At 55.4% G+C, this 20932-nt stretch carries 11 protein-coding genes; 9 read left to right on the top strand and 2 right to left on the bottom strand.

Translation table 11 applies throughout. The annotated features are described in order from the left end of the window. Positions 1-3: 3 nt before the first annotated feature. The 6 genes from Fuma_RS22550 (at position 4) to Fuma_RS22525 (ending at position 7709) form a co-directional block, all read left to right on the top strand. Entirely contained in the window at positions 4-1431 is a 1428-nt protein-coding gene (locus tag Fuma_RS22550) for a DUF1501 domain-containing protein (RefSeq protein WP_077026106.1), read from the top strand. A gap of 128 nt (positions 1432-1559) precedes the next feature. Next, complete coding sequence (locus Fuma_RS22545; RefSeq protein ID WP_218922249.1) at positions 1560-2918, top strand: outer membrane protein assembly factor BamB family protein; 1359 nt, start codon at positions 1560-1562, stop codon at positions 2916-2918. Between the two features lie 95 nt (positions 2919-3013). Next, positions 3014-5407: an FG-GAP repeat domain-containing protein gene (locus Fuma_RS22540; protein ID WP_083732247.1), complete on the top strand. Its 2394-nt coding sequence runs from the start codon at positions 3014-3016 to the stop codon at positions 5405-5407. Positions 5408-5438: 31 nt separating this feature from the next. Beyond that, positions 5439-5876, top strand: a complete 438-nt coding sequence (locus Fuma_RS22535) for a bis(5'-nucleosyl)-tetraphosphatase (RefSeq protein ID WP_077026103.1) — start codon at positions 5439-5441, stop codon at positions 5874-5876. An 84-nt stretch (positions 5877-5960) separates the two neighbouring features. Then, positions 5961-6821: an amidohydrolase family protein gene (locus Fuma_RS22530; protein ID WP_083732246.1), complete on the top strand. Its 861-nt coding sequence runs from the start codon at positions 5961-5963 to the stop codon at positions 6819-6821. Positions 6822-6869: 48 nt separating this feature from the next. Next, positions 6870-7709, top strand: a complete 840-nt coding sequence (locus Fuma_RS22525) for an amidohydrolase family protein (RefSeq protein ID WP_077026102.1) — start codon at positions 6870-6872, stop codon at positions 7707-7709. 119 nt (positions 7710-7828) lie between these two features. Here the strand turns inward: Fuma_RS22525 and Fuma_RS22520 are convergent, their stop codons facing one another. Next, positions 7829-8383: a c-type heme family protein gene (locus Fuma_RS22520; RefSeq protein ID WP_077026101.1), complete on the bottom strand. Its 555-nt coding sequence runs from the start codon at positions 8381-8383 to the stop codon at positions 7829-7831. A 123-nt stretch (positions 8384-8506) separates the two neighbouring features. Here Fuma_RS22520 and Fuma_RS22515 point away from each other — a divergent pair, with 123 nt between their 5' ends. Beyond that, positions 8507-9868 carry a hypothetical protein gene (locus Fuma_RS22515; RefSeq protein WP_077026100.1) on the top strand — a complete coding sequence of 454 codons (1362 nt, stop codon included), beginning with the start codon at positions 8507-8509 and terminating at the stop codon, positions 9866-9868. Positions 9869-9968: 100 nt separating this feature from the next. Then, positions 9969-10790: an ABC transporter permease gene (locus tag Fuma_RS22510; protein ID WP_083732245.1), complete on the top strand. Its 822-nt coding sequence runs from the start codon at positions 9969-9971 to the stop codon at positions 10788-10790. 24 nt (positions 10791-10814) lie between these two features. On the opposite strand, the gene hisS is transcribed toward Fuma_RS22510, so the two are convergent. Continuing rightward, complete coding sequence (gene hisS / locus Fuma_RS22505; RefSeq protein ID WP_077026098.1) at positions 10815-12143, bottom strand: histidine--tRNA ligase; 1329 nt, start codon at positions 12141-12143, stop codon at positions 10815-10817. 908 nt (positions 12144-13051) lie between these two features. On the opposite strand from hisS, the gene Fuma_RS22495 reads away from it, so the two are divergent. Beyond that, on the top strand, positions 13052-20920 hold the full coding sequence (locus Fuma_RS22495) for a proprotein convertase P-domain-containing protein (protein ID WP_077026096.1): 7869 nt from the start codon (positions 13052-13054) through the stop codon (positions 20918-20920). The last annotated feature ends 12 nt before the right edge of the window (positions 20921-20932 follow it).

Below are 20932 nucleotides of genomic sequence, written 5' to 3'. Positions count from 1 at the left end.
GTCATGAAGAATCTCCCGACACGCCGCCAGGTGCTTCAGTCGCTTTCGTCTGGCTTCGGCTACCTCGCTTTCGCCAGTCTGGCTCAACAGGCGAGGGCGCGCGATGAGGCGACGTCGCAAAAGCCGCTGGCTCCGAAGGCCACGCACTTTCCGGCGACCGCGAAGAACGTCATTTTTCTGTGCATGAATGGCGGACCATCGCACGTCGACCTGTTCGACCACAAACCGCTGCTGGCCGACGCCGCAGGTCGTAAAACGGCCATGAGTGCACTGGCCGGAAACGCGGCGTTAATGCCTTCACCGTTCAAATTCGCTCAGCATGGCGAGTCCGGCCTATGGTTTTCGGAACTCTGCCCGGAACTGGCGAAGCACGCGGACGATTTGTGTTTTATTCATAGCATGCACACCGATCTGCCCAATCATTCGCAGGCATTCATTCAGATGCATACCGGCAGTTTTCAGTTCACTCGGCCATCGCTGGGAGCGTGGTCGCTGTATGGACTGGGCACTGAAAACGAAAACCTGCCGGGCTTCATCACGATCAATCCTCCATCCGAAAACGGGGGAGCTCGAAACTACGGCAGCGCATTTTTGCCCGCCGTTTATCAGGCTACAAGAATCGGCACGAACCAGATTCCCGAATTCTACGCCAAGCTGCTGGGCGTGGATAAGGAACCCGGCGGGCCGTTGAAAAACATGAAGAACGACCTGCTGTCGGCCGAACAACAACGCAGACAACTGGATCTGATCCGCGACTTGAACGCTCACAAGTTGAATCGTGACGAGTACCACCCAGAAATCGAAGGCGCGATTGAATCATTCGAACTGGCGTTTCGCATGCAGGATGAAGTGCCTGACTTGCTGGACCTGTCGTCAGAAACGAAAGCGACGATGGATGAGTACGGCATTGGTTCGGGCCGCGTGACGGATCGTTTTGGCCGTCAGTGTCTGCTGGCGCGACGGATGGTGGAAGCGGGCACGCGTTTTGTGGAAGTGACCGCTCCAGTTAGCTGGGACCACCATTTTCTGTTGCAGAAAGTTCTGCCCGAAGCCTGTGCGGCCACGGACCAGCCGGTGGCCGCGTTGTTGTCGGATTTGAAATCACGCGGCCTGTTGAAGGACACACTGGTCGTCTGGGCGGGGGAATTCGGCCGCACTCCTTATGCTCAAAGTGGCACCGGACGCGATCACAACAACAAGGGCTATACGATCTGGATGGCGGGCGGCGGAGTCAAAGGTGGTCTGGCTTATGGGGCGACGGATGAGCTGGGTTACGCAGCGGTTGAGAATCCCGTCCACATCCATGACTGGCACGCGACAGTGTTGCATCTGCTGGGGCTGGACCATAAGAAGCTGACATTCAACTACGCTGGTCGTGATTTCCGGCTCACAGACGTTTATGGGAACGTTGTGGAAGACGTATTGGCGTAAGGCACAGTTCGTCAGCAGGTAATAATGGCACCGTCAGCGATTCATAATTGTGAACTGAGTTGCCTTCTGTACAAATTCTTCCGCACCGTGAACGTATTCCTGCGAAACCCCAATGGATTGAAATGACGATGAGAAATATTGCCTCTGGCATGCTAACACTGCTGGTGCTCGGAACGGTCTTCCACGTCGACGCGCGAGCCTACGAAGACAACTGGCCTCAGTTTCGAGGCGCCGACAGTCGCGGCGTTTCTGATAATGCTGACCTGCCCGTGAAGTGGTCGGCCACCGAAAACGTGGCATGGAAAACCGACCTGCCGGGCCGCGGCTGGTCTTCGCCTGTGGTGTGGGGCGACCGGGTGTTTGTGACGTCGGTCGTGAACAAGGGCCAGTCAGAAGAACCAAAGAAGGGACTGTATTTCGGCGGCGACCGCCCTGCTCCGCCGGACAGCGTTCATCAGTGGATGGTTTACTGTCTGGATCTGAAATCAGGCGACATCCTTTGGGAAAAGCAGGTTCACGAAGCCAAACCGGAAACCTCCATTCATCTGAAGAGCAGCTATGCGTCGGAAACGCCCGTGACCGACGGGCAACGATTGTACGTCTACTTCGGGAACCTCGGCATCTACTGTTTTGACTTCGACGGTAACGAGCTCTGGCAAAAGCCGTTACAGCCGCACAAGACTCGCAACGGCTGGGGCACCGCCGCGTCTCCTGTGCTGCACGAAGACCGGTTGTATCTGGTGAATGACAACGACGAAGATTCGTACCTGTTGGCTCTGAATGCAGCGACCGGCGACGAGGTCTGGCGGACGCCGCGTGATGAAAAGAGCAACTGGTCGACTCCGTTTATCTGGAAGAATGCGGACCGCGTTGAGATCGTAACACCGGGAACCGACCAGGTCCGATCGTACGACCTGGCGGGTCAGTTGCTGTGGCATTTTCAGGGTATGTCCAGCATCACGATTGCCACACCCTTCGAACACAACGGCCTGCTGTACATCAGTTCCGGGTATGTGGGTGATCGCAAAAGCCGTCCGATCTATGCGATCAAACCCGGCGCGTCCGGCGACATTTCCTTAAAAGAAGACGAAACGTCCAACGAATATATTCAGTGGTGTCAGAAGATGGCGGGGCCCTACAACCCTTCCACGTTAGTCTACGAAGATCGATTGTGGGTTTTGTACGACTTCGGCTTTATCGCATGCTTTGATCCGGCAACCGGCAAATCTGTCTTCGATAAGGCACGTATTCCTCAGGGGCGAGCATTCACGACTTCACCATGGGCCTATGGTGGACGAGTCTTTTGTCTGAACGAAGACGGCGTCACCTATGTGATGGAGTCCGCTGACGAGCTGAAGATTCTGCATAAGAATGTTCTCGCGAAAGACGACATGGCGATGGCGAGTCCTGCGATGGTGGGCGACCGTTTGCTGATTCGAACGTCCGCCCGACTGTATTGCTTTCGAGACAAGCATCACGACCAGTAGCTACAATGAGTCAACCGGCTTGCACACTCATGCGATGGGGCTAAGAATATCCGCTCCCTGCCGGTTGTTATCCAGATTCTAAAGGTATCAGTTTCGTGCAAACCACCCCACCGTCGTTGAAGTTCCTGAGCGTTGTTGTGGTCGTGGCCGCCTGCGTCGGCAGCCATCGTGCTGCCGCCTTTGACGATGCTGTGACCGAAAACGAACTGGCTCAGTTCTACGGCTTTAGCGGCGTCGAACTCTACAAGCTGGACGGCCGCGCCTTCAGCCTTGTACACGCAGATTTCGACAGCGACGGGCTTGATGACCTTGTTGCGGTTGATAATCGAGCGAGTTGTCTGCGGTTATTTCGGCAGCAGAAAGAAGCAGAGCCAGGTCAGGGGAAGACCAGTCGATATGTCAACGATCTTGCGTCTGACTGGCGGTTCGATGTTCGTCAGATTTCGGTCGACAAGCAGGTGGCAGGCCTTGTGGCCAGTGACTTCAACGGAGACGGCCGCACTGATTTGGCGTACGTAGGTGTCCCGGATCGACTGGTCATTCGATACCAGCCGGAAAAAGGGAAGACTGAATGGACCGAACGCTGGTCTGTACGCTTGCCGGACCTGGCTCCTGCCGCGTGGATGATTGCTACGGGGGACCTGAATAACGACAAGCGAGCTGACATCGCAGTTTTGGGCAAGAACGCGACGCACGTGATTTTTCAGGAAGACGACGGCTCGATGAAAGCGCCCGAATCACTGATCAATACATCTGCCCAATTGGCTCTTGTGCAGATCGCAGATCTCGATGGCGATGGCCTGCAGGATCTTAGCTATCAGGCGAACGAAGGCTCAGACCGTGGCTTGTGCGCTCGGCTGCAAACCAAAGACGGACGTCTGGGACCGGAAGTTCGTTTCGATCTGAATCAGCCGCGTTCCGTCACGTTGTTTGACGTCGACAAGGAACCGGGCAAGGAAATTCTGACCGTGGATAGCCGCACGGGCCGCGTTCAGGTCTCGAAGCTGCAACACACAAAACGACAGGAAGATGACCTACCGGCTCGCCTGGTCCAGTATGGCATTGGAGCAGCCACCGGCCGCGAAAAACGCGCGATTGCGATCGGCGACATCGATGGCGACATGCTTAGCGATGTCGTCGTTACGGATCCGGAAAATGCTCAAGTGCTGGTGTACCGACAAAACGGGATCGACGGCCTTGGAACGGCGGAAACATTTCCCGGACTTTTGGGGGCCATCGACGTTTGCATCGCCGATCTGGACGGTGATCAGCATGCCGAAGTGATCTTAATGAGCGACAAGGAATCTGCGATTGCCGTGAGTCGATTTAAAGATGGTCGGCTCGTCTTCCCGGAAGTCGTCGCTCGACCAATCGATGGACACGAATTCGCCGCGATGACGATTCTTCGTCAGAAGGATAAGACTCTACTGGCAGCCTGCATGAAAAAAGGTTCCGGCAGCAGCGCCAGTTTGAAACTGCGTCTGCTGAATACGTCCGGCGATGAAAGTTGGACCGACGCAGTTGACGTGCAGACTCTGCCACCTGCTGCAATCGGCACGCGGGGAATGAATCTGCTGTCGTTGGATGCTGACGGCGACGCAATCGACGACCTTCTGGCCGTGCCCAGCGGTGCTGGCAATAAAGGCGTTGTCCTGTTACCAACGGCGGCCGAAGGTGCCGCCAACGGACGCTGGAAGGTGGAACCGCTGAACCTTGGTACTGCATCGGCAGGCGAGTTGTTTGTCCACGGCAGGGAGCTCTACGTGGCTCGCGAAGCCTTTGCCAGAAAGATGACTTTCGAAGAAGACGAATGGAAGATCGCGGACCAGTTTAACGCCGGAGAATCGAAGGCGCGGCTGGCGGGTGTAGCGGTCGTAGACCTGGACGGGGAAGCCGATCCGGAAGTCGTGCTGGTGGATACGGGGGTGAAAAAACTTCGCGTCCTGCGCAAGAACAATGGTCTGTATCGGCCGTGGAAGGAAGTGGAACTCGGTTCGCTGCGATTTGCGTCGGCTCATGTGGCCGACCTGAACGGAGATCAACAGGACGACTTACTATTATGCGGCAGCCAGCAGTTTGCCGTTCTGTATTCCGGCCAGGCAAATTCAGAACTAACGGAAGTGGCGACGTACGAATCGGACCGCGACGATGCCTATGCTGCCGATGTGATCGCCGGTGATATTAACGGCGATGGTAACGTGGATTTGGCCGTCATCGATACCAGCATCGATGGTGTCGAAATCCTGCGACTTGATAAAGACAAAGGGCTGCAGGCGGCGACTCACTTTCGAGTATTCGAAGAGAAGCGGTTGGTTTCAGATTCATCCGCGCGAGGCACCGAGCCTCGGGAAGGCGCTATCGTGGATGTGACGGGCGACGGACGAAACGATCTTATTCTGTTGTGCCATGACCGGCTGATCGTTTATCCTCAGGACAGTGGCGTGGACACAGGATCGAGTTCAACCGATTCGCCGTCGGCCAGCGAATAGACGTAGACGAAAAGTGAAAAGGACATCACGGATGAAGGAACCACGTTCCTGCGGTTTTTTAATTGTCAAAGGCGACCCGGTCACTTCGTTTCTGTTAATGAAACATCCGGATCGCTGGGATCTTCCCAAGGGCCATGTCGACCCGGGCGAAACAGACCTCGAATGCGCGTTGCGTGAACTCGAAGAAGAAACTGGTATCACCTCAAACGATATCGAAGTTGATCCCGACTTCTGCTTCGAAAGCCGTTATGTTGTGAATGGCAAACGATACGGAGCTGGCAAGAAGCGAGTTGAAAAAACGCTGCGCATCTTTTTGGGCCGACTGATCAACGACGTCGATATCGTGTTGACAGAACACGACGACTGCGAGTGGTTCGACTGGGCACCGCCGCACAAATTCCAGAAGAAAACCATCGATCCGCTGTTGGCGGAACTAGCGGCCTTTGCCGGCGTACCGGTGAAGTCGTGATCTTCATCTAATCAAGCACGGCTCAGATTGTGCGACCGCTTAGGCCACGCCGGTGTTAGCTTTGTTCTGCCACGAAACGCATCCATGCTTAATCGTCGTCATCTGTTAAAGCTCACTGGTGTTGCTGCCGCAGCGGGAACATTTCCGGTGAGCGCTGCCGAACGGGTTGAAGGCGTTATCGACACCAACGTCAGCCTGTTTGCCTGGCCGTTCCGCCGATTGCCGCTGGATAGCACCACTAAGCTGATGCAGAAGCTGCGGTCTCTAAACGTTTCGCAGGTATGGGCGGGAAGCTTTGAAGGCCTTCTGCATCGTGATATCGCGGCTGTCAATCAACGCCTTGCGGCCGAATGCCGCCCTCATGCCGACATGGTTCCCGTTGGCAGTATCAATCTGGCGTTGCCGGGTTGGCCCGACGACCTGCAGCGGTGTGCGGGCGAACATCAGATGAAGGTCATTCGACTGCATCCGAACTATCACGGCTACACATTGCTCGACACTGAGTTCACTGAACTTCTGCAACTGGCACAGGACGCCAGCCTGATCGTGCAGATTGTGGTGGCCATGGAAGACGGCCGAACTCAGCACCCACAGTTACAGGTGCCGGACACCGACGTTCAGCCACTGCTGACATTGAAGAAAAAATATCCAAACGTCCGCATTCAATTGCTTAACCATCGTCTTAGATCTCCGTTGCTGACTCAGCTCGCGGGGTTGCCCAACATTTATTTCGACACAGCTCGCGTGGACGGAACCGATGCCGTGCCCCAATTGGTGAAGGCTGTGCCAAAGGGACGAGTCCTCTATGGCAGCCATGCACCTTTGTTGATTCCCGAAGCGGCGATGATCCGCGTTCACGAATCGGGGCGGTTAGTCGACGAACAGTTGCGAGCGGTGTACACGGACAACGCCAGCAACGTGCTTCTCAAACGTGCAAGCGTTTAACCGGTCACGCGCCAGCCGTTCTTAAGACCCTTTGATGAAGAATGTCACATGATCATTGATGCCCATCAGCACTTCTGGCAGCTTGATCTGCCGTTCCAATACGACTGGCTGCACACGCCACAGCACAAAGCAATTTGTCGCAGCTATTTGCCTGCCGACCTGAAAGTGCATCTGCAGAAATGCGGCATCGACAAATCCGTGTTCGTGCAGACACAGCACGATGTCGCTGAAAACCGCTGGGTCTTAAAGCTGGCGGAACAGAATGATTTTATTGCGGGCGTTGTTGGCTGGGTTGATCTGGCGTCAGACAAGTGTGAAGAGCAACTTGCGGAGTTTGTTGAACATCCGAAGTTTGTTGGCATTCGACATATTGTTCAGGACGAACCCGATCCGGACTTCATCATCCAGCCGAACATCATCCGCGGACTGAAGGTTTTGGAAAAGCATGCGGTTCCATACGACCTGTTGTTCTACACTCAACACTTGAAGCACGCCGCTACGCTGGGACGAAAATTGCCCGACCTGCCGATGGTGATTGACCATCTTGCGAAGCCGAAGATTAAAGATCAGGTGACCGCTGGCTGGGTCGACGATCTGAAGGCTGCTGCGAAGCTTCCGAACATCTACTGCAAACTCAGCGGCATGGTCACGGAAGCCGACTGGAAAAACTGGAAGCCGGCCGACCTGAAACCCTACGTCGAAACTGCCCTGGAAGCCTTCGGTCCGGCTCGTTGCATGTACGGTAGCGACTGGCCCGTCTGCGAATTGGCGGCGACCTACGAGCAGGTTTACGGCGCGTTACAGGAACTGCTCGGTTCGCTAAGTCACTCAGAACAGGAAATGGTCTTTGGCGGGACGGCTCAGAAGTTCTACGGCCTTGAAGTGTGATGCTGTTAGAGCAGTTTTCCTTTTGTCGTGGCCGGTTCGGGCTCGTGGGAAACAGCCTTCATCGTCCGAAACGCTTGTTCCGCGGCTGCAAGTCAGCGAGATTCGCTGTTTGGCAACTTCTAATTCGATGCTACGGGAATGGAAATCACTAAGCCTGCTGTGCGGTCGCGCGTGTCTCGTCGATCGGGGACGTGACATTTCAGGCAGTGGTTGGAAAGAGTGATCGCGGCGGCTCGCTGATAGACGCCGTTTTCATTTTGTTCGTGAAACCCGCGGCCGGACTTTAACGCCTTGACCGCTTCTTTTTCGAAATCCGTTTTTGCTTTGTGGTCCGTGTTCATTGCCTGGCCTTCCACCACAAGCCAACGCAGTGAAACTCCCTGCTTCTGTTTGATTTCCGCGAACACTTCTTTCATTGAAAACGCCGGGATCGGCAACCCTTCGTCTTCGCGGTAAAAGCGGTCGTGAGTGATCTGCAACGTTGAGTGCATCGCTTCGTGAAGTATCTCCGCCTGCCGTCGGGCCGCCTCAACGGTCGTCGTGGCGACTGTCGAAGTGCCTTCTACGGCACCAGTCTTCGCCGCGTCAGTCGATTCATCGCTGCTGGCCAATAGCGAACCCGCGGCGACAAAAACTGCTGCAAAAACGATGGTCGACAGGTTCGCTGTAGTCATTCCGGCTTGCCTCTCAAATGATGGAAATCGCACTCCCCGGCAAATACTACACCTTGACGTGGATAATCCAAGCGGTATTCTGGGGGAGTCGACACCAACCGAACCGCTCGCCGGGAGCCCGCCATGAGAAACTCAACCACCTTTGCCGCTGTCGTTAGCTTGTTCGCCACGGTATTTGCTTCAGCGGTCCCTGCTGCAGATGAGTTCGAGCAAGCTCCGATTTTGTACCGTTCGAGCACGCCGGACAACGTGATTACAGAACTGCAATCGCGGCTGTCGAAGGATCCGTCGTTGCTGACTCACGATCCGGAATTCGGCTATCTGCCTTCTATGCTGAAGGCTCTGGACGTGCCGGTCGAATCTCAGATGCTCGTGTTTTCGAAAACCAGCCTGCAACTGCGGCGCATCGCTCCTCGCACGCCGCGAGCTCTCTACTTCAACGACGACGTCTATATCGGATACTGTCAGAACGGCGATATCATGGAAGTCTCCGTCGCTGACCCGCAGTTGGGTGCCGTGTTCTATTCGCTTGAGCAGGAGCCGACCGAGCAACCGAAGTTTAAGCGAGCTGTCGACAACTGCCTGATCTGTCACAGTTCATCACGCACGGAAGGCGTGCCAGGGCACTTGGCACGTTCGCTGTTTGTTGATGCTGGCGGCCAGCCGATGTACTCAGCCGGCAGCCGAGTTGTCGATCACAAAACTCCGTTTAAGGATCGCTGGGGCGGTTGGTACGTCACGGGAACTCATGGCGACCAAACGCATCTTGGTAACCTTGTGGTAAAGACGCGAGAGGTCCCCGAACCGGTTAAGAATCCCGAAGGCCAAAACGTACGCCAACTGAAAGACCGCTTCAACGTCGACAAATATCTGACACCCTACAGCGATATCGTGGCGCTGATGATCATGGAGCACCAGACTCTGGTTCATAACCGTCTGACCAAAGCCAACTTCGCGACGCGACAGGCGTTGCACTACGAAGCGACGATGAACAAGGCGCTGGGCTATGATGAAGGCACACCGCTGGACAGCACGGCACGGCGAATAAAAAGCGCCGGTGATGATCTGGTCGAGGCGTTGTTACTGGTCGACGAAGCGCCGTTAACGGAACCTGTTGCTGGCACATCGGGATTCGCCAAAAAGTTTGCGTCCGTCGGACCGTATGACAGCGAAGGACGATCTCTGCGCGACCTCGACTTCCGTACGAGGATGTTCAAATATCCGTGCAGCTATTTGGTTTATTCAGCACAGTTCGACGGATTGCCTGCCCGTATGAAGGAATACGTCTGGCAGCGGATGTGGGACGTGCTTTCCGGTGAAGACACGTCTGAAGAGTTCGCTCACCTGACAGAACAGGACCGTCAAGCCATCGTGGAAATTCTCCGCGACACAAAACCAGAGTTGCCGGAATATTGGTCCAATTCACCAAAAGCGGCCGTGTCGTCTGTCGACGACGCCAGTCAGCGTCCGGCGGGTAAGTCCTGAACCAAATTCGGTTGCGCTGACCGCTCGCCTTCCACGCCCCCGATATGCAACAATGCGTCTCTACGCATTCCTTTCGCCATGTCGGACGATTCCGCTTTCCATGTACCACTTCCGCGTCTTTGCGACGTTTCTTCGCAATGCTTTGATCCGTGAGATGATGTTTCAGGGCAATTTCCTGATCCAGATCATCACGCGCGCGTTTTGGTTTGTTGCTCAAATTGCGCTGTTCAAGATCATCTACAGCAAAGTCCCGGAGATCAACGGGTGGACTGAGGACCAGTATTTTGCGTTCATGGCCACTGGCATGCTGATCAACGGCATTGTCGAGACGTTTTTCATGCCAAATTGCGCGAACCTCAGCGAGCAGATTCGCACCGGGAGGCTGGACTTCGCTTTGGTGAAACCGCTGGACACTCAATTTCTGGTGTCGCTGGAACGAGTCAACCTGGCGATGTTAAGCCAGGTGGCGTTGGCCCTGGGATTGCTGATCCGATCGCTGTACCGAATTGGTGAACCGATCTCGGTGATGCAGTTGGTGATGTATCTGGCCTTCGTGCTGATCGGTGTGCTGTTCTTTTATTCTTTGATGGTGGTAACGGCATGCAGCAGCATTTTTCTGGGCCGCAATCAGGGCCTGTACGACTTCTGGTTTTATATCACCGTGTTCGCTCGCTACCCGCGCAGCATTTACGACGGGCGAGATGCTTCGCAGCGTTTTGAAGCTGGTGAAGTGTTGCAGTTTGGGTTTTCGTACATCGTGCCCATCCTGTTGGTGGTGACCGTGCCGGCACGAGTCATCGTGGACACACTAGAGCAAAAGCACTGGATGCTGGTGGCGTTGATGTCGGCCGTTGTGGGGATGTTAATTTCCCGGGCCGTGTTTTCGTGGTCGCTGGGACACTACCGCAGCGCCAGCAGTTAACGAGGCTTTGCTTGTTCGGTTCCGTTAGCGGATTAGCGCCTCAATCGTTGCCACAACCTGTTCCGTGGCGACCTGCTGCTGCGAGCCATCGACGAGTCCCTTGACCTGCCATGTCCCGCTGGCAAATTCGTCGGTGCCTGCAATCAACGCGACTTGAAAGCCTTTGCGATTGGCATACTTCATCTGCTTGCCAATCCCCTTCGCTTCGGGAAAGACTTCAGCACCGATTCCCGCCTGCCGCAGCGTTCTGGCGATTTGCATGTAGTCTGCCGCTCGTTCACGTTCGAACATCGTCACCAGGACGGGGGCCGGCGTTGTCGCCTTTTCCGTCATGCCGAGTTCCTCCATGGCGGCCAGCATGCGGTCAACGCCCAGACTTGCGCCCACGCCTGGCAGCTTCTGCGATGTGAAGAGCTGGGCCAGGTTGTCGTAGCGCCCGCCGGAACACACGCTGCCGATGCCGGGCAAGTCACCAAGGAAGGTTTCGTAGATAGTGCCGGTGTAGTAATTCAGACCGCGGGCGATCGAAACGTCAAGGGTAACTCGGTCCTGAGGCAGGCCGCACGTTCGAATCGTGCCAAATAACTCCTGCAGGTTGCTCAACCCGGTTTCGCCCGTTTCGCTTCCTTGCAGCATGCCATCCAGTGAAGTGAGAATTTCGTCAGGTGTGCCGGTTAGCATCGCCATGTCCAGCACGTTGCCAGCCTGCGCTTCTGAAATGCCAACCTGTTCGACCATTTCGGCGACGACCTTGTCTCGCCCGATTTTGTCCAGCTTGTCCAGGGCTCGCAGGATTCCGGACGCATGCTGCAGCAGGTCGTTCTTTTCCAGCAGGCCGTTAAGCACGCGACGGTTGTTGACACGAATCGTGAAACGTTCGATGCCGATTTTTTCGAACAGATCGTGGATTACCATCAGAGTTTCGATGTCGGTCGCGTTGCTGTCGCTGCCGATGGTGTCGAAGTCGCACTGCATAAATTCGCGATATCGACCTCGCGCGGGGCGTTCGCCCCGCCAGACGGGGCCGATGTGATAGCGGCGAAACGGTGTGCCTAATTCCTGGATGTGCTGAGCCGAATACCGGGCCAGCGGGACGGTCAGGTCGAACCTCATAGCGACGTCGCGATCGCCTTGATCGGTGAACCGGAAGACCTGCTTGTCCGATTCTTCACCACCTTTGCCCAGCAGTACTTCTGCATATTCCAGGGCGGGCGTATCAATGGGGGCGAATCCATAGCTGCGATACACCTGCCGAGCAGTATCGATCAGATGTTCTCGCGCCATCATTTGGTCCGGTAGGAAATCCCGGAAGCCACGAAGTGTTTGGGGCTTGATTTTCTTGTTGCTAGACACGAAGTGGGATTGCCGTTCGGAAGGAAAACCAGGAATCGGCCAGTGGCGATGTCAGATCGCATTTGGCCCGGAATTGGGGGATGTTGCCTCGAAATCGCGCTTTGAATTGCCTTGTGGCTCATAAAGTTCACGACATTTCGCCGTGACGGAACCCATGCTTCGGACTGACACGACAGGCAGCCGTAGGCTCACGGTATTGCTTGTATTCCTCAACTCAAAACGGCCCGCCAACAGAAAAAAACGGAGATTCCCACGTTACCTAAATGCTTCGAAGGCAACCGGATAAGGCCAAATCAGCCAATCGCGTTTGCCTCGCCCTCAGATTCGGCCTAATCGTCAAACGGAGTGCCATTTAGCAACGGGCGGTCGAGGTGACTGCGTTTTCCGGCCAATTCTGGTGATTCGCTGGTTGTCAAACTTCGGGCATTCGGATCAACCGACAGGAATTTTGCGTACGCGAAGCAGGGTTCAGAATGCCGGTTTCCTTCCGGCACCTGAAAAGTCGAGAAACGAAGGACAGGGTGAAGGCCGTCCGCTCGCCCTGCGCAAATATGCCTGAACAGATGTTTAGGTGTGTGGGTTCGTGTTGGTTCTGCCGTTTGATTGCGTCGTTGATGACCGGGTCCGTGTCATCAGAAAAGACGGCCAGAAGTGGCGATCCGCACCGCAGTCTGACACGATTCAGGCCGGAAATGGGTGCGGGCGGTGGATTTGTTGACAGCTGTAGGAACAACTTCCGTGAGTTTCCCGGGAACGACGAAGTCGCTCAGGAAACGCACTGGATTCGGCCTGGTGACTCAGGTTTGATAACTGTGAGTCCGTTAGAGAACGTGATCGTTGGGGTGTTTAGCCCGGTTCACTCGCGAGATCGATAGACGATCCGTTGAGTCTGAAGAGGATAAATTTTCATGGCAGTACTGCAATCTCTGCTCGCAGGTTTCCGTAATTCGCGTTCACAAACGCGCAAGTCGCGTCGCAATCTTCAGCGAGCGACGACCACAGAGGCGTTGGAAGAACGGTTGCTGCTGACCAATATTCCCGACTTTCTCATCAGTCGGCCAGGCGCGCCTGACCTCGTGTACCTTGACTTCGATGGTCATGGCAGCACGCAGGCCTTCAGCATGGATGCTCAGCACGACGGCACGTTTTCCAATCTGGAATTGGAAAAGATTGAAGAGATCTTCTTGCGCGTGTCTGAAGATCTGGCGCCGTTCGATATTGAAGTGCGCGCGGCCGATCTGGTTGACCCGAATCTATCGTTCCAGAACGGTAATGCTTTACGAGTCGTCATTGGTGCAAATGACACGGACATCACGGCCACCCTGGATGAATGGAGTGGTGCTGCAGCTGAGAACGTCGTGACTGTCGGCGATGGCGGCGGTGCCGATTCCATTACAACGAATTACCAGGATCTCGGCCGAGATATCGCTTACCGAGCCAGCCGGGCGATTGGTCGCGCCGTCGGCCTCACATTTGTCGGCACGAGTCCTGCGATTCGTCGTGTCGATAATGCACCACTGTTTGCCACCGGTGAGCGGGATATCTGGTCGGACAACGGAGGCCAGGACGACCTTTCCATCATCACGAAAACTGCAAACAGCATCGTCTTTGCCGCTGATGATCATGGGAATTCGATTGCGACGGCCACAAACGTGGCTACGACAGCAAACATCGAATCGATCCGCGGTGTGATTGAGCGAAATGATGACACGGACGTGTTCACATTCAGCACAGCGGCCGCTGGCACAGCTACGATCAATATCAATGTATTGGATTTAACCACGCGCGCTTCGGCAATCACGGGCAATTCTTTCGGTGCGGCCAATCCGGGGGCCAACCTTGATCCTGTGCTGCGAATCTTTGATGCGAACGGAACACTGGTCGCGGAGGATGATCCGGCGAACAGCCTTTCGGCAAGCATTTCGACCAGCCTTGCCGCCGGGCGATATTTTATTGAGGTCTCAAACCGCGGCGAATACGGCAATCTCGGTGAGTACACGATCACGATGGATGGCATCGATACCGGTTCTGCACTACCGGTCGCGCCGCAGCAGAGTAACCCAAGCGCACCGGTGAATCTGTTTCTGGATTTCAACGGTCACGTCGTGTCTAACCCTGAAGTACTCGCTCAACGTGCAGACGGCATTGACCGGCCGTTTTACGTGCCTGTTTACGATACCGACGGCGACCGCACGTCTTTTTCTGCCGAAGAGACCGCACAGATTGAAGAGATCTGGGCACGCGTGGCCGAGGACTTTGCACCATTCGACGTAAACGTCACGACTTCCGACCCATTTGTGTATCGTGACCGCGAAGGAATTCTGGTCGCCATCGGTGGTGATGGTTCATGGCAGGTCACACCGCTCGGAACCGGTTTTGCGGAACTGAATACGTTCAACTCCGGTGGGGACGACAATAACGCTGTTGTGTTCTCGGACACCTTCACGTCACCAAAGGAAACCGCGCTGGAGATCAGCGCGACCATCGCGAAATCGATGGGAATCGAAACGTATATTGATGCCAATACAGGCAACCGCGTGGCTGGCCTTCCGGCTTATGGCCCGATTGGCGGTGATTCGGTTTCCAGTCTTCGAGACGTGTTTCTACAGGGGCCAGGTTCAACCGCAGGCAATCCCATTCAGGATCCGATAGGGATCATCACCAACACTCAGAACCGCATCTCGTTTCGTCGCGATGTTCAGGGCAACGGGTTTGCCACGGCGGCAGCCATCAACGTGACTCAGGGTGACGAAGTTCTGACGGGCATCATTGAGCAGCAGGACGACCAGGACTGGTTTACCTTCCGCACGGTGGAAGCGACGGCTGAAATCAGCATCACGGGCCTCGACCTGACCGTAGACTCACTAGGCAATCCGGTTCCTGGTATCACTAATCCGGGTGCCAACTTCGATCCGGTGATCAGGTTGTATCGCAACGTTGCCGACTCGCTCGTGCTGGTGAATTCCGATGGCGATTTTCCTCTGACCCCCAACCCCAACGATGCGAGTCCGGCAAGTCTGAAAGCGACGATCGTTGAGACGATTCCGGCGGGGCAGTACTACATTAGTGTCTCGAACATTCGGGACCTCAACACTGGTGCGAGTGAGTATGGCAACGTTGGGCAGTACACAATTACGATGAAGGGCGTGGATGGAACGCCAGCCGTCGTTTCGTTCCAGCCGGACCCCACGCAACCGCGCGTGGAATCCATCTCGGAAAATGACAACGTCGTGGTGGGCATTGGTCGCGTGGACCGACCACAGGGTCAGCCCGCATCAAGTTCGTTGACAGTGCAGTTGCAAAGCACCGATACGTCGGAGCTGATTGTCCCTCAGCAGGTCGTGATTCCGCCTGGTCAGACGTTTGTATTGTTTGACGTCACAGCTGTCGATGACAGCGTTCTGGACGGCGACCAGAATGTGACGGTTCAGGCGTTCGTCGGTGGCAAGCTAAACAGCGAAGTGAGACTGAAGGTTCGCGATCACGAGACGATTTCAGCCACCGTGAATCCTGATCCTGTTAAGGAAAACGCTGGGCCGGGCGGTGCCGTACTGACGGTGACGCGTAGCAACACGGATATTGACGCGGCTAACCATTGGATCGCGGCCGGTGACAGTATTCAGGAACGTGATCCATCCGGAGCTGTGATCCGCACCATTCCCGTGGAATGGCCGGGTGGTACAGGGCGTCCTGCTGGCGAAATTGTCCATGACATCCTCGTGCTGCAGGATGGCAACGTGGCTGTTTACAACGGTACAGGCAGAGTGTTCCTGTCCGTTTACAATGTGACTCTGGGCACATGGGATCATTTTGCTGAGCCGGGGCTATCAGCGAACACGTCAGCCGATGAAACGGTCGGCGGGTTGGCATCTGTGGGCGACTATATCTTCTTGACCGACCTTGAGTCCTTCGATGGCGACGAACGCGGGATTGTTCGAGTCAACACGCTGACTGGCGAAGTCGTGCGATTTGCTGACAGTTCCGTGGGATCACGGCTGTTCTATCACGAAAGCAATCGCATCGTAGAAGCGCACGCGGTGACCGGCGAGATTGTCCGCACGCTGACGCCTACGCCGACGCTTTCGACATTCAACACGCTGGAGGCAATCACATTCGACGGCAACAATCTTTGGGCTTTGTTTGACCGCACAACGTCGGCATCGTCACTGGTCGAATTGCAGAAGTTGAATCCGGATACCGGCGAAATTCTGGAAGTCCACTCCATCCCGCTGGCGGGCTCGGGCTTTTTCTTCTCGTTTGAAGAAATTGGTATGACGGTGTTGAACGATTTGATCTACTTCAACATTCCGTTCTATAGCTCGACTTTTGCCTTTAATCGTGTGATCCAATCGTACAACCCTGCGAATCGTCAGTTCGCCAGCGGACTAATTCCAGTCGACTCTCTTAACAGTATTGTCATTGGGCCAGCAACAGGGTCGCTGAAGGGCGACGGGACGCTCGGTAACCCAGACGTGTTACTGTTCCATGGGTATCCAGGTACAATTGGCGGAGGTTTCGGTAACAATCGCGTGTACATGGTCAACCCGCTGACCGGTCGGGTCGTTAATTCGTTCGCGACAGGCGATGGTGCGTCCATTTCAACTTTCTTCCGCTCGTCCGGCATTGAAGGGATGAACGACGTATCCCGCGATGGCACGGTACTTAACCAGTTGATTTACCTGAACGTAGACGACCCATTCGACCCCAACGATAATTTGATTCGAGTCTTCGATCGCACAGGCGTCCCTGTCGATCTTGATTTGAACACCGTTGTCATCGACGGGGTTCCTCACGATTTCTCGGGCTTTAGCCCTTTCAGAAACGCTGAAATTGCGGGCGGCGATGTACCAGGACTTGTGGCTCAGGAATTGAGTTTCCGCGACGTGTCCATTGGTATCAATGACCAGCTGCTTTATGGCCTTGTGGAAAACGGGACTCAGATTTCCGTTTACGATCCCGAGACGCTGATTTTCGAACGGAACATCCAATTAGATGCAGTGGTGAATGCGATCTCAGTTGACGAAGAAGGTCATATTCTCGGCGGTGGCCCCAATGGTTCGGTCGTGATCTTTGATGCGGACGGTACCACGATCGCAACTCTCGATGCGTCCAGCCTCGGCCTGGCCAACGTTGCTGACGTGGATACCAACATCAGTAAAGAAGTCATTATCTCGGATACCAATGGTGTCGTGATCATTGGGCCTCGAGATGCGATATTCGTAGATGACGCAAGTCAGTTTGCCGTTGACGTCACTGTCGACGCAAAGACAACATTCTCCAGCTTTGGCCGCCATTCAACGCTTCCAACCGGCCCCGTAATCGTCAGGCTGACCTCAGACGATCTCACCGAGCTGCAGGTGCCTATCGAGGTGGAGATTCCTGTTGGGCAGGCATCAGTGTCGGTGCCAATCGATGTGATCGACGACAACATCCTGGATGGCGCGCAGCTGGTCACAATCACGGGGACGGCGGATAACTATGTTTCGGATGCGACCATCGTCACGGTGACGGATGCCGAGCAGGTGGGTGTCGAAATCATGCCGTCTGAGGTTGCTGAAACGGACGGGCTGCTTCCCAACCAAATTCGCATCTTCCGATCGGATGTGGACGGTCCGTTTACCGTTCCTGAATCCACGTTTGGTCAGGTGACGACTCCCGTGCCGATTACAGATCGTGATGTCACGCTGTCGCACATTACGCTCGTCGACCAAATTTCACGAGTCACAGATGTAGACGTTTCCATCACGCTGCAGCATGGGTTCATCCCGGACCTTGACGTGGCGCTCGTTAGCCCGTCGGGAACTCGCGTTCAGTTGTTCGCGGACCTTGGCAGCAACGAAACCAACATGACGGGGACCATATTCGACGACGAAGCCGCTACGCGCATCCGCGACGGGGTGGCTCCGTACACCGGAAGATTTATTCCCAGAGAACTGCTTTCGAAGTTCGACGGTGAGGATCCATCGGGGACATGGACACTGGAAGTTGTCGACGACAACGTGACCGATGTCGGCACGCTGTTAAGCTGGTCGTTGGACATTGATACGGTTGGCATTTCTGAAACAAGAGTCACGCTCATCAGCAGCGATCCTTCAGAAGCCACCGTTACCACAACGACAGTTGTCATCCCGGCTGCTCGCGAAGAAGTTTACGTTGACCTGACGGCGATCGATGATTCGATTGTGGACGGTACGCAGACAGTGACCATCAGCATTGACACCATGAACCTTGTCGGGTTTGACCCCGGAATGGACACGGTGGATGTGACGGATGTTGAGACCCTGCAGATTTCGTTGGACACACTAGTCGTTTCTGAAGGCGATGGGCCGAACGCGATCTCCGGCACAATCACGCGTTCTGATTCCGATATGTCGCAGCCGTTGATCGTGACTTTGGTCAGCAGTGACACAAGCGAACTTGCCGTGGCATCACCAATTGTTATCCCGATTGGTGAAGCAACCGCTAGCTTTACGATTGACGCGATTGACGACTTTGACTTCGACGGCGATCAATCGGTTACGATCGAGGCTTCAGCTCCCGGCTACATTTCGACGACGAGTGACGAGATCACGGTCACCGACCAGGAGCCACGCCTCGCTTTAACGACACTCACGCCGGACGTCGCGGAAGACGCGGGCACGATTACCATTTCATTGTCTCGATTGGACGCCAATGACCTGAGCCAGCCGTTGACCGTGACATTGGTTAGCAGCGATCTCACAGAACTGACGGTGCCGACGACTCTCATCATCGGCATTGGGCAGGTCAGCACGACGTTCACCGCCACGATCGTCGAAGACACGCTGCTGGATGGGCCTCAGACGGTCAAAATCACTGCTGCTGATCAGAATGTGGCGAACCCCGCCGTGAATTCCGGCACGCTGGATATTGTGGTGGAAGACGCTGAGTTCATTTCCATCACCGTGCCGGCTGGGCAGAATTCGTTTTTGGAGAACGCGGGAGACAACGTTACAACGGGTACCGTGAGTGTCAGTTCTCTTGGGCACACGCAGCCGATCATCGTCAGTCTGACCAACAGTGATCCGACGGAAATTTCTATTCCAACGGAAGTGCTGATTCCTGTGGGAGCCACGTCGGCGACGTTCCAGATTAACGCCGTGAATGATTCTGTGATTGATCGCGATCAGTCGGTGACCGTCACGGGAACGTCTGTCGGTTATCGGAATGGCGTTCTGAATCTGACGGTGCAGGACCATGAACCGCCAATTCCCGTTGGTCCGGAAAGTGTTGTAGAAGATCCAACGCCTACCATTTCGTGGGATCCGGTTGGAGGTGCCACACGCTACGACCTGTGGGTCAACGATGTATCACGCGGCATCGTGCAGCTGTTCCGACTGGACAATATTCCGGCCACACAGACCAGCTTCACGCCGACTCAGGAATTGGGTGTCGGACGGTATCGCTATTGGGTCCGAGCGTACGACGATCTGGAACAGCCCGGATTCTGGAGTGATCCTTACGATTTCCGAATTCGTACTCGCCCACAAATGGTGAGCCCAACGAATCAGTCGTTTGTCGCGTCTGCCACGTTCCCGGAAATTTCCTGGACAACCGTTGTGGACACAGATCGGTACGACCTGTGGGTTAACAATTTGAGTACCGGCGAAAGTCAGGTTATTCGGGAAACGAATCTGCAAACGACCAGCTTCGCTTCGCAGGCTAACCTGCCGGGCGGAACCTATCGAGCGTGGGTGCGAGCCTCTGTTCAGGACGATGTCTACACAGCCAACAACGGCGATGTGCCTGCGTTTGTAGATGGTTTCTGGAGTACCCCGATCACTTTCACCGTTCTGTCGTCGCCGACCAACGTGCGTCCATCGGGTGCGACGTTTGACCGTACACCAACGATCGAATGGGATGCCGTCGACGGTGCCGAAAACTATTACATCTGGATTACGCTTCGCAATCCTGGCGAAACTCCAGAGGTAATTCTCAGGGACCGTTTTGTCGTCGGCACCTCACGCACACCAGAAATGGATCTGGAGAACGGGCGTTATGCCGTTTGGGTGAAGGCCGTCGCTGCTGACGGTACGGAATCCGCGTGGTCGCCGGCAACAGAATTCACCGTCGGCGGCCGTCCTGACATCGTGTCGCCTGTGGACGAATCAACGACGTCGTCGACGCCAACGTTCCTGTGGACGAGCGTTGCAGGGGCAGACCGCTACGAATTCTGGATGGATCGCACAGACGTTGCTCAGTCAAAAGTTGTGTACAACGACAGTGTGCAGACCACGTCGCTTGCCATCACCTCGCCACTTGCGTCCGGCACGTATCGTGTCTGGATTCGAGCCATCAGCGAGATGGGTGAGAGGTCCTTCTGGAGCAAGCCAGTCGACATCACCGTGGCTTCCAGCGACATTAAGTCGCCTGCCATCGAATTGCCGTCAACGTCGGGCACACTTCTGACGAACGTGCCCGTGGCTTCAACGCCAGAAACTGGCGACGAACGCTATGAGGTCGCTCCGACGGTTTCCGATGAAATGTTGATTCCGACGGAAACAGTGACTGCGACAGAGGCTGCTGAGGTCGCCGGTCCGTCTACGGAAGTTGCCGACGATGTTGTGTTCGATGCCGGCGAAGTCGTCGACGCCGTCATGGCCGACCTCGCTACCAGCGATTGGTGGACGGGCGAATCGAAAACGACGGAACAGGAAGCATCTTCTCCTCAGTTTGCAGCCGCTTTGGGGCTGGGCCTGATCACCGGTGGTCGAATCCGCCGCCGTCAAGGCGATCGCCGAACGGATGACGAAGGATAAGTTTTCTGACTT

It is taken from the genome of Fuerstiella marisgermanici (genome assembly GCF_001983935.1).
GTDB lineage: Bacteria > Planctomycetota > Planctomycetia > Planctomycetales > Planctomycetaceae > Fuerstiella > Fuerstiella marisgermanici.
Note: the sequence above shows the minus strand (reverse complement) of the source record. Positions and strands in the feature narration are given on the sequence as shown.

Coding starts and splice junctions, on each gene's coding strand:
- Fuma_RS22510 (WP_083732245.1), top strand. CDS start 9,969: ATGTACCACTTCCGCGTCTTTGCGACGTTTCTTCGCAATGCTTTGATC.
- Fuma_RS22545 (WP_218922249.1), top strand. CDS start 1,560: ATGAGAAATATTGCCTCTGGCATGCTAACACTGCTGGTGCTCGGAACG.
- Fuma_RS22525 (WP_077026102.1), top strand. CDS start 6,870: ATGATCATTGATGCCCATCAGCACTTCTGGCAGCTTGATCTGCCGTTC.
- Fuma_RS22520 (WP_077026101.1), bottom strand. CDS start 8,383: ATGACTACAGCGAACCTGTCGACCATCGTTTTTGCAGCAGTTTTTGTC.
- Fuma_RS22495 (WP_077026096.1), top strand. CDS start 13,052: ATGGCAGTACTGCAATCTCTGCTCGCAGGTTTCCGTAATTCGCGTTCA.
- Fuma_RS22515 (WP_077026100.1), top strand. CDS start 8,507: ATGAGAAACTCAACCACCTTTGCCGCTGTCGTTAGCTTGTTCGCCACG.
- Fuma_RS22530 (WP_083732246.1), top strand. CDS start 5,961: ATGCTTAATCGTCGTCATCTGTTAAAGCTCACTGGTGTTGCTGCCGCA.
- Fuma_RS22550 (WP_077026106.1), top strand. CDS start 4: ATGAAGAATCTCCCGACACGCCGCCAGGTGCTTCAGTCGCTTTCGTCT.
- Fuma_RS22535 (WP_077026103.1), top strand. CDS start 5,439: ATGAAGGAACCACGTTCCTGCGGTTTTTTAATTGTCAAAGGCGACCCG.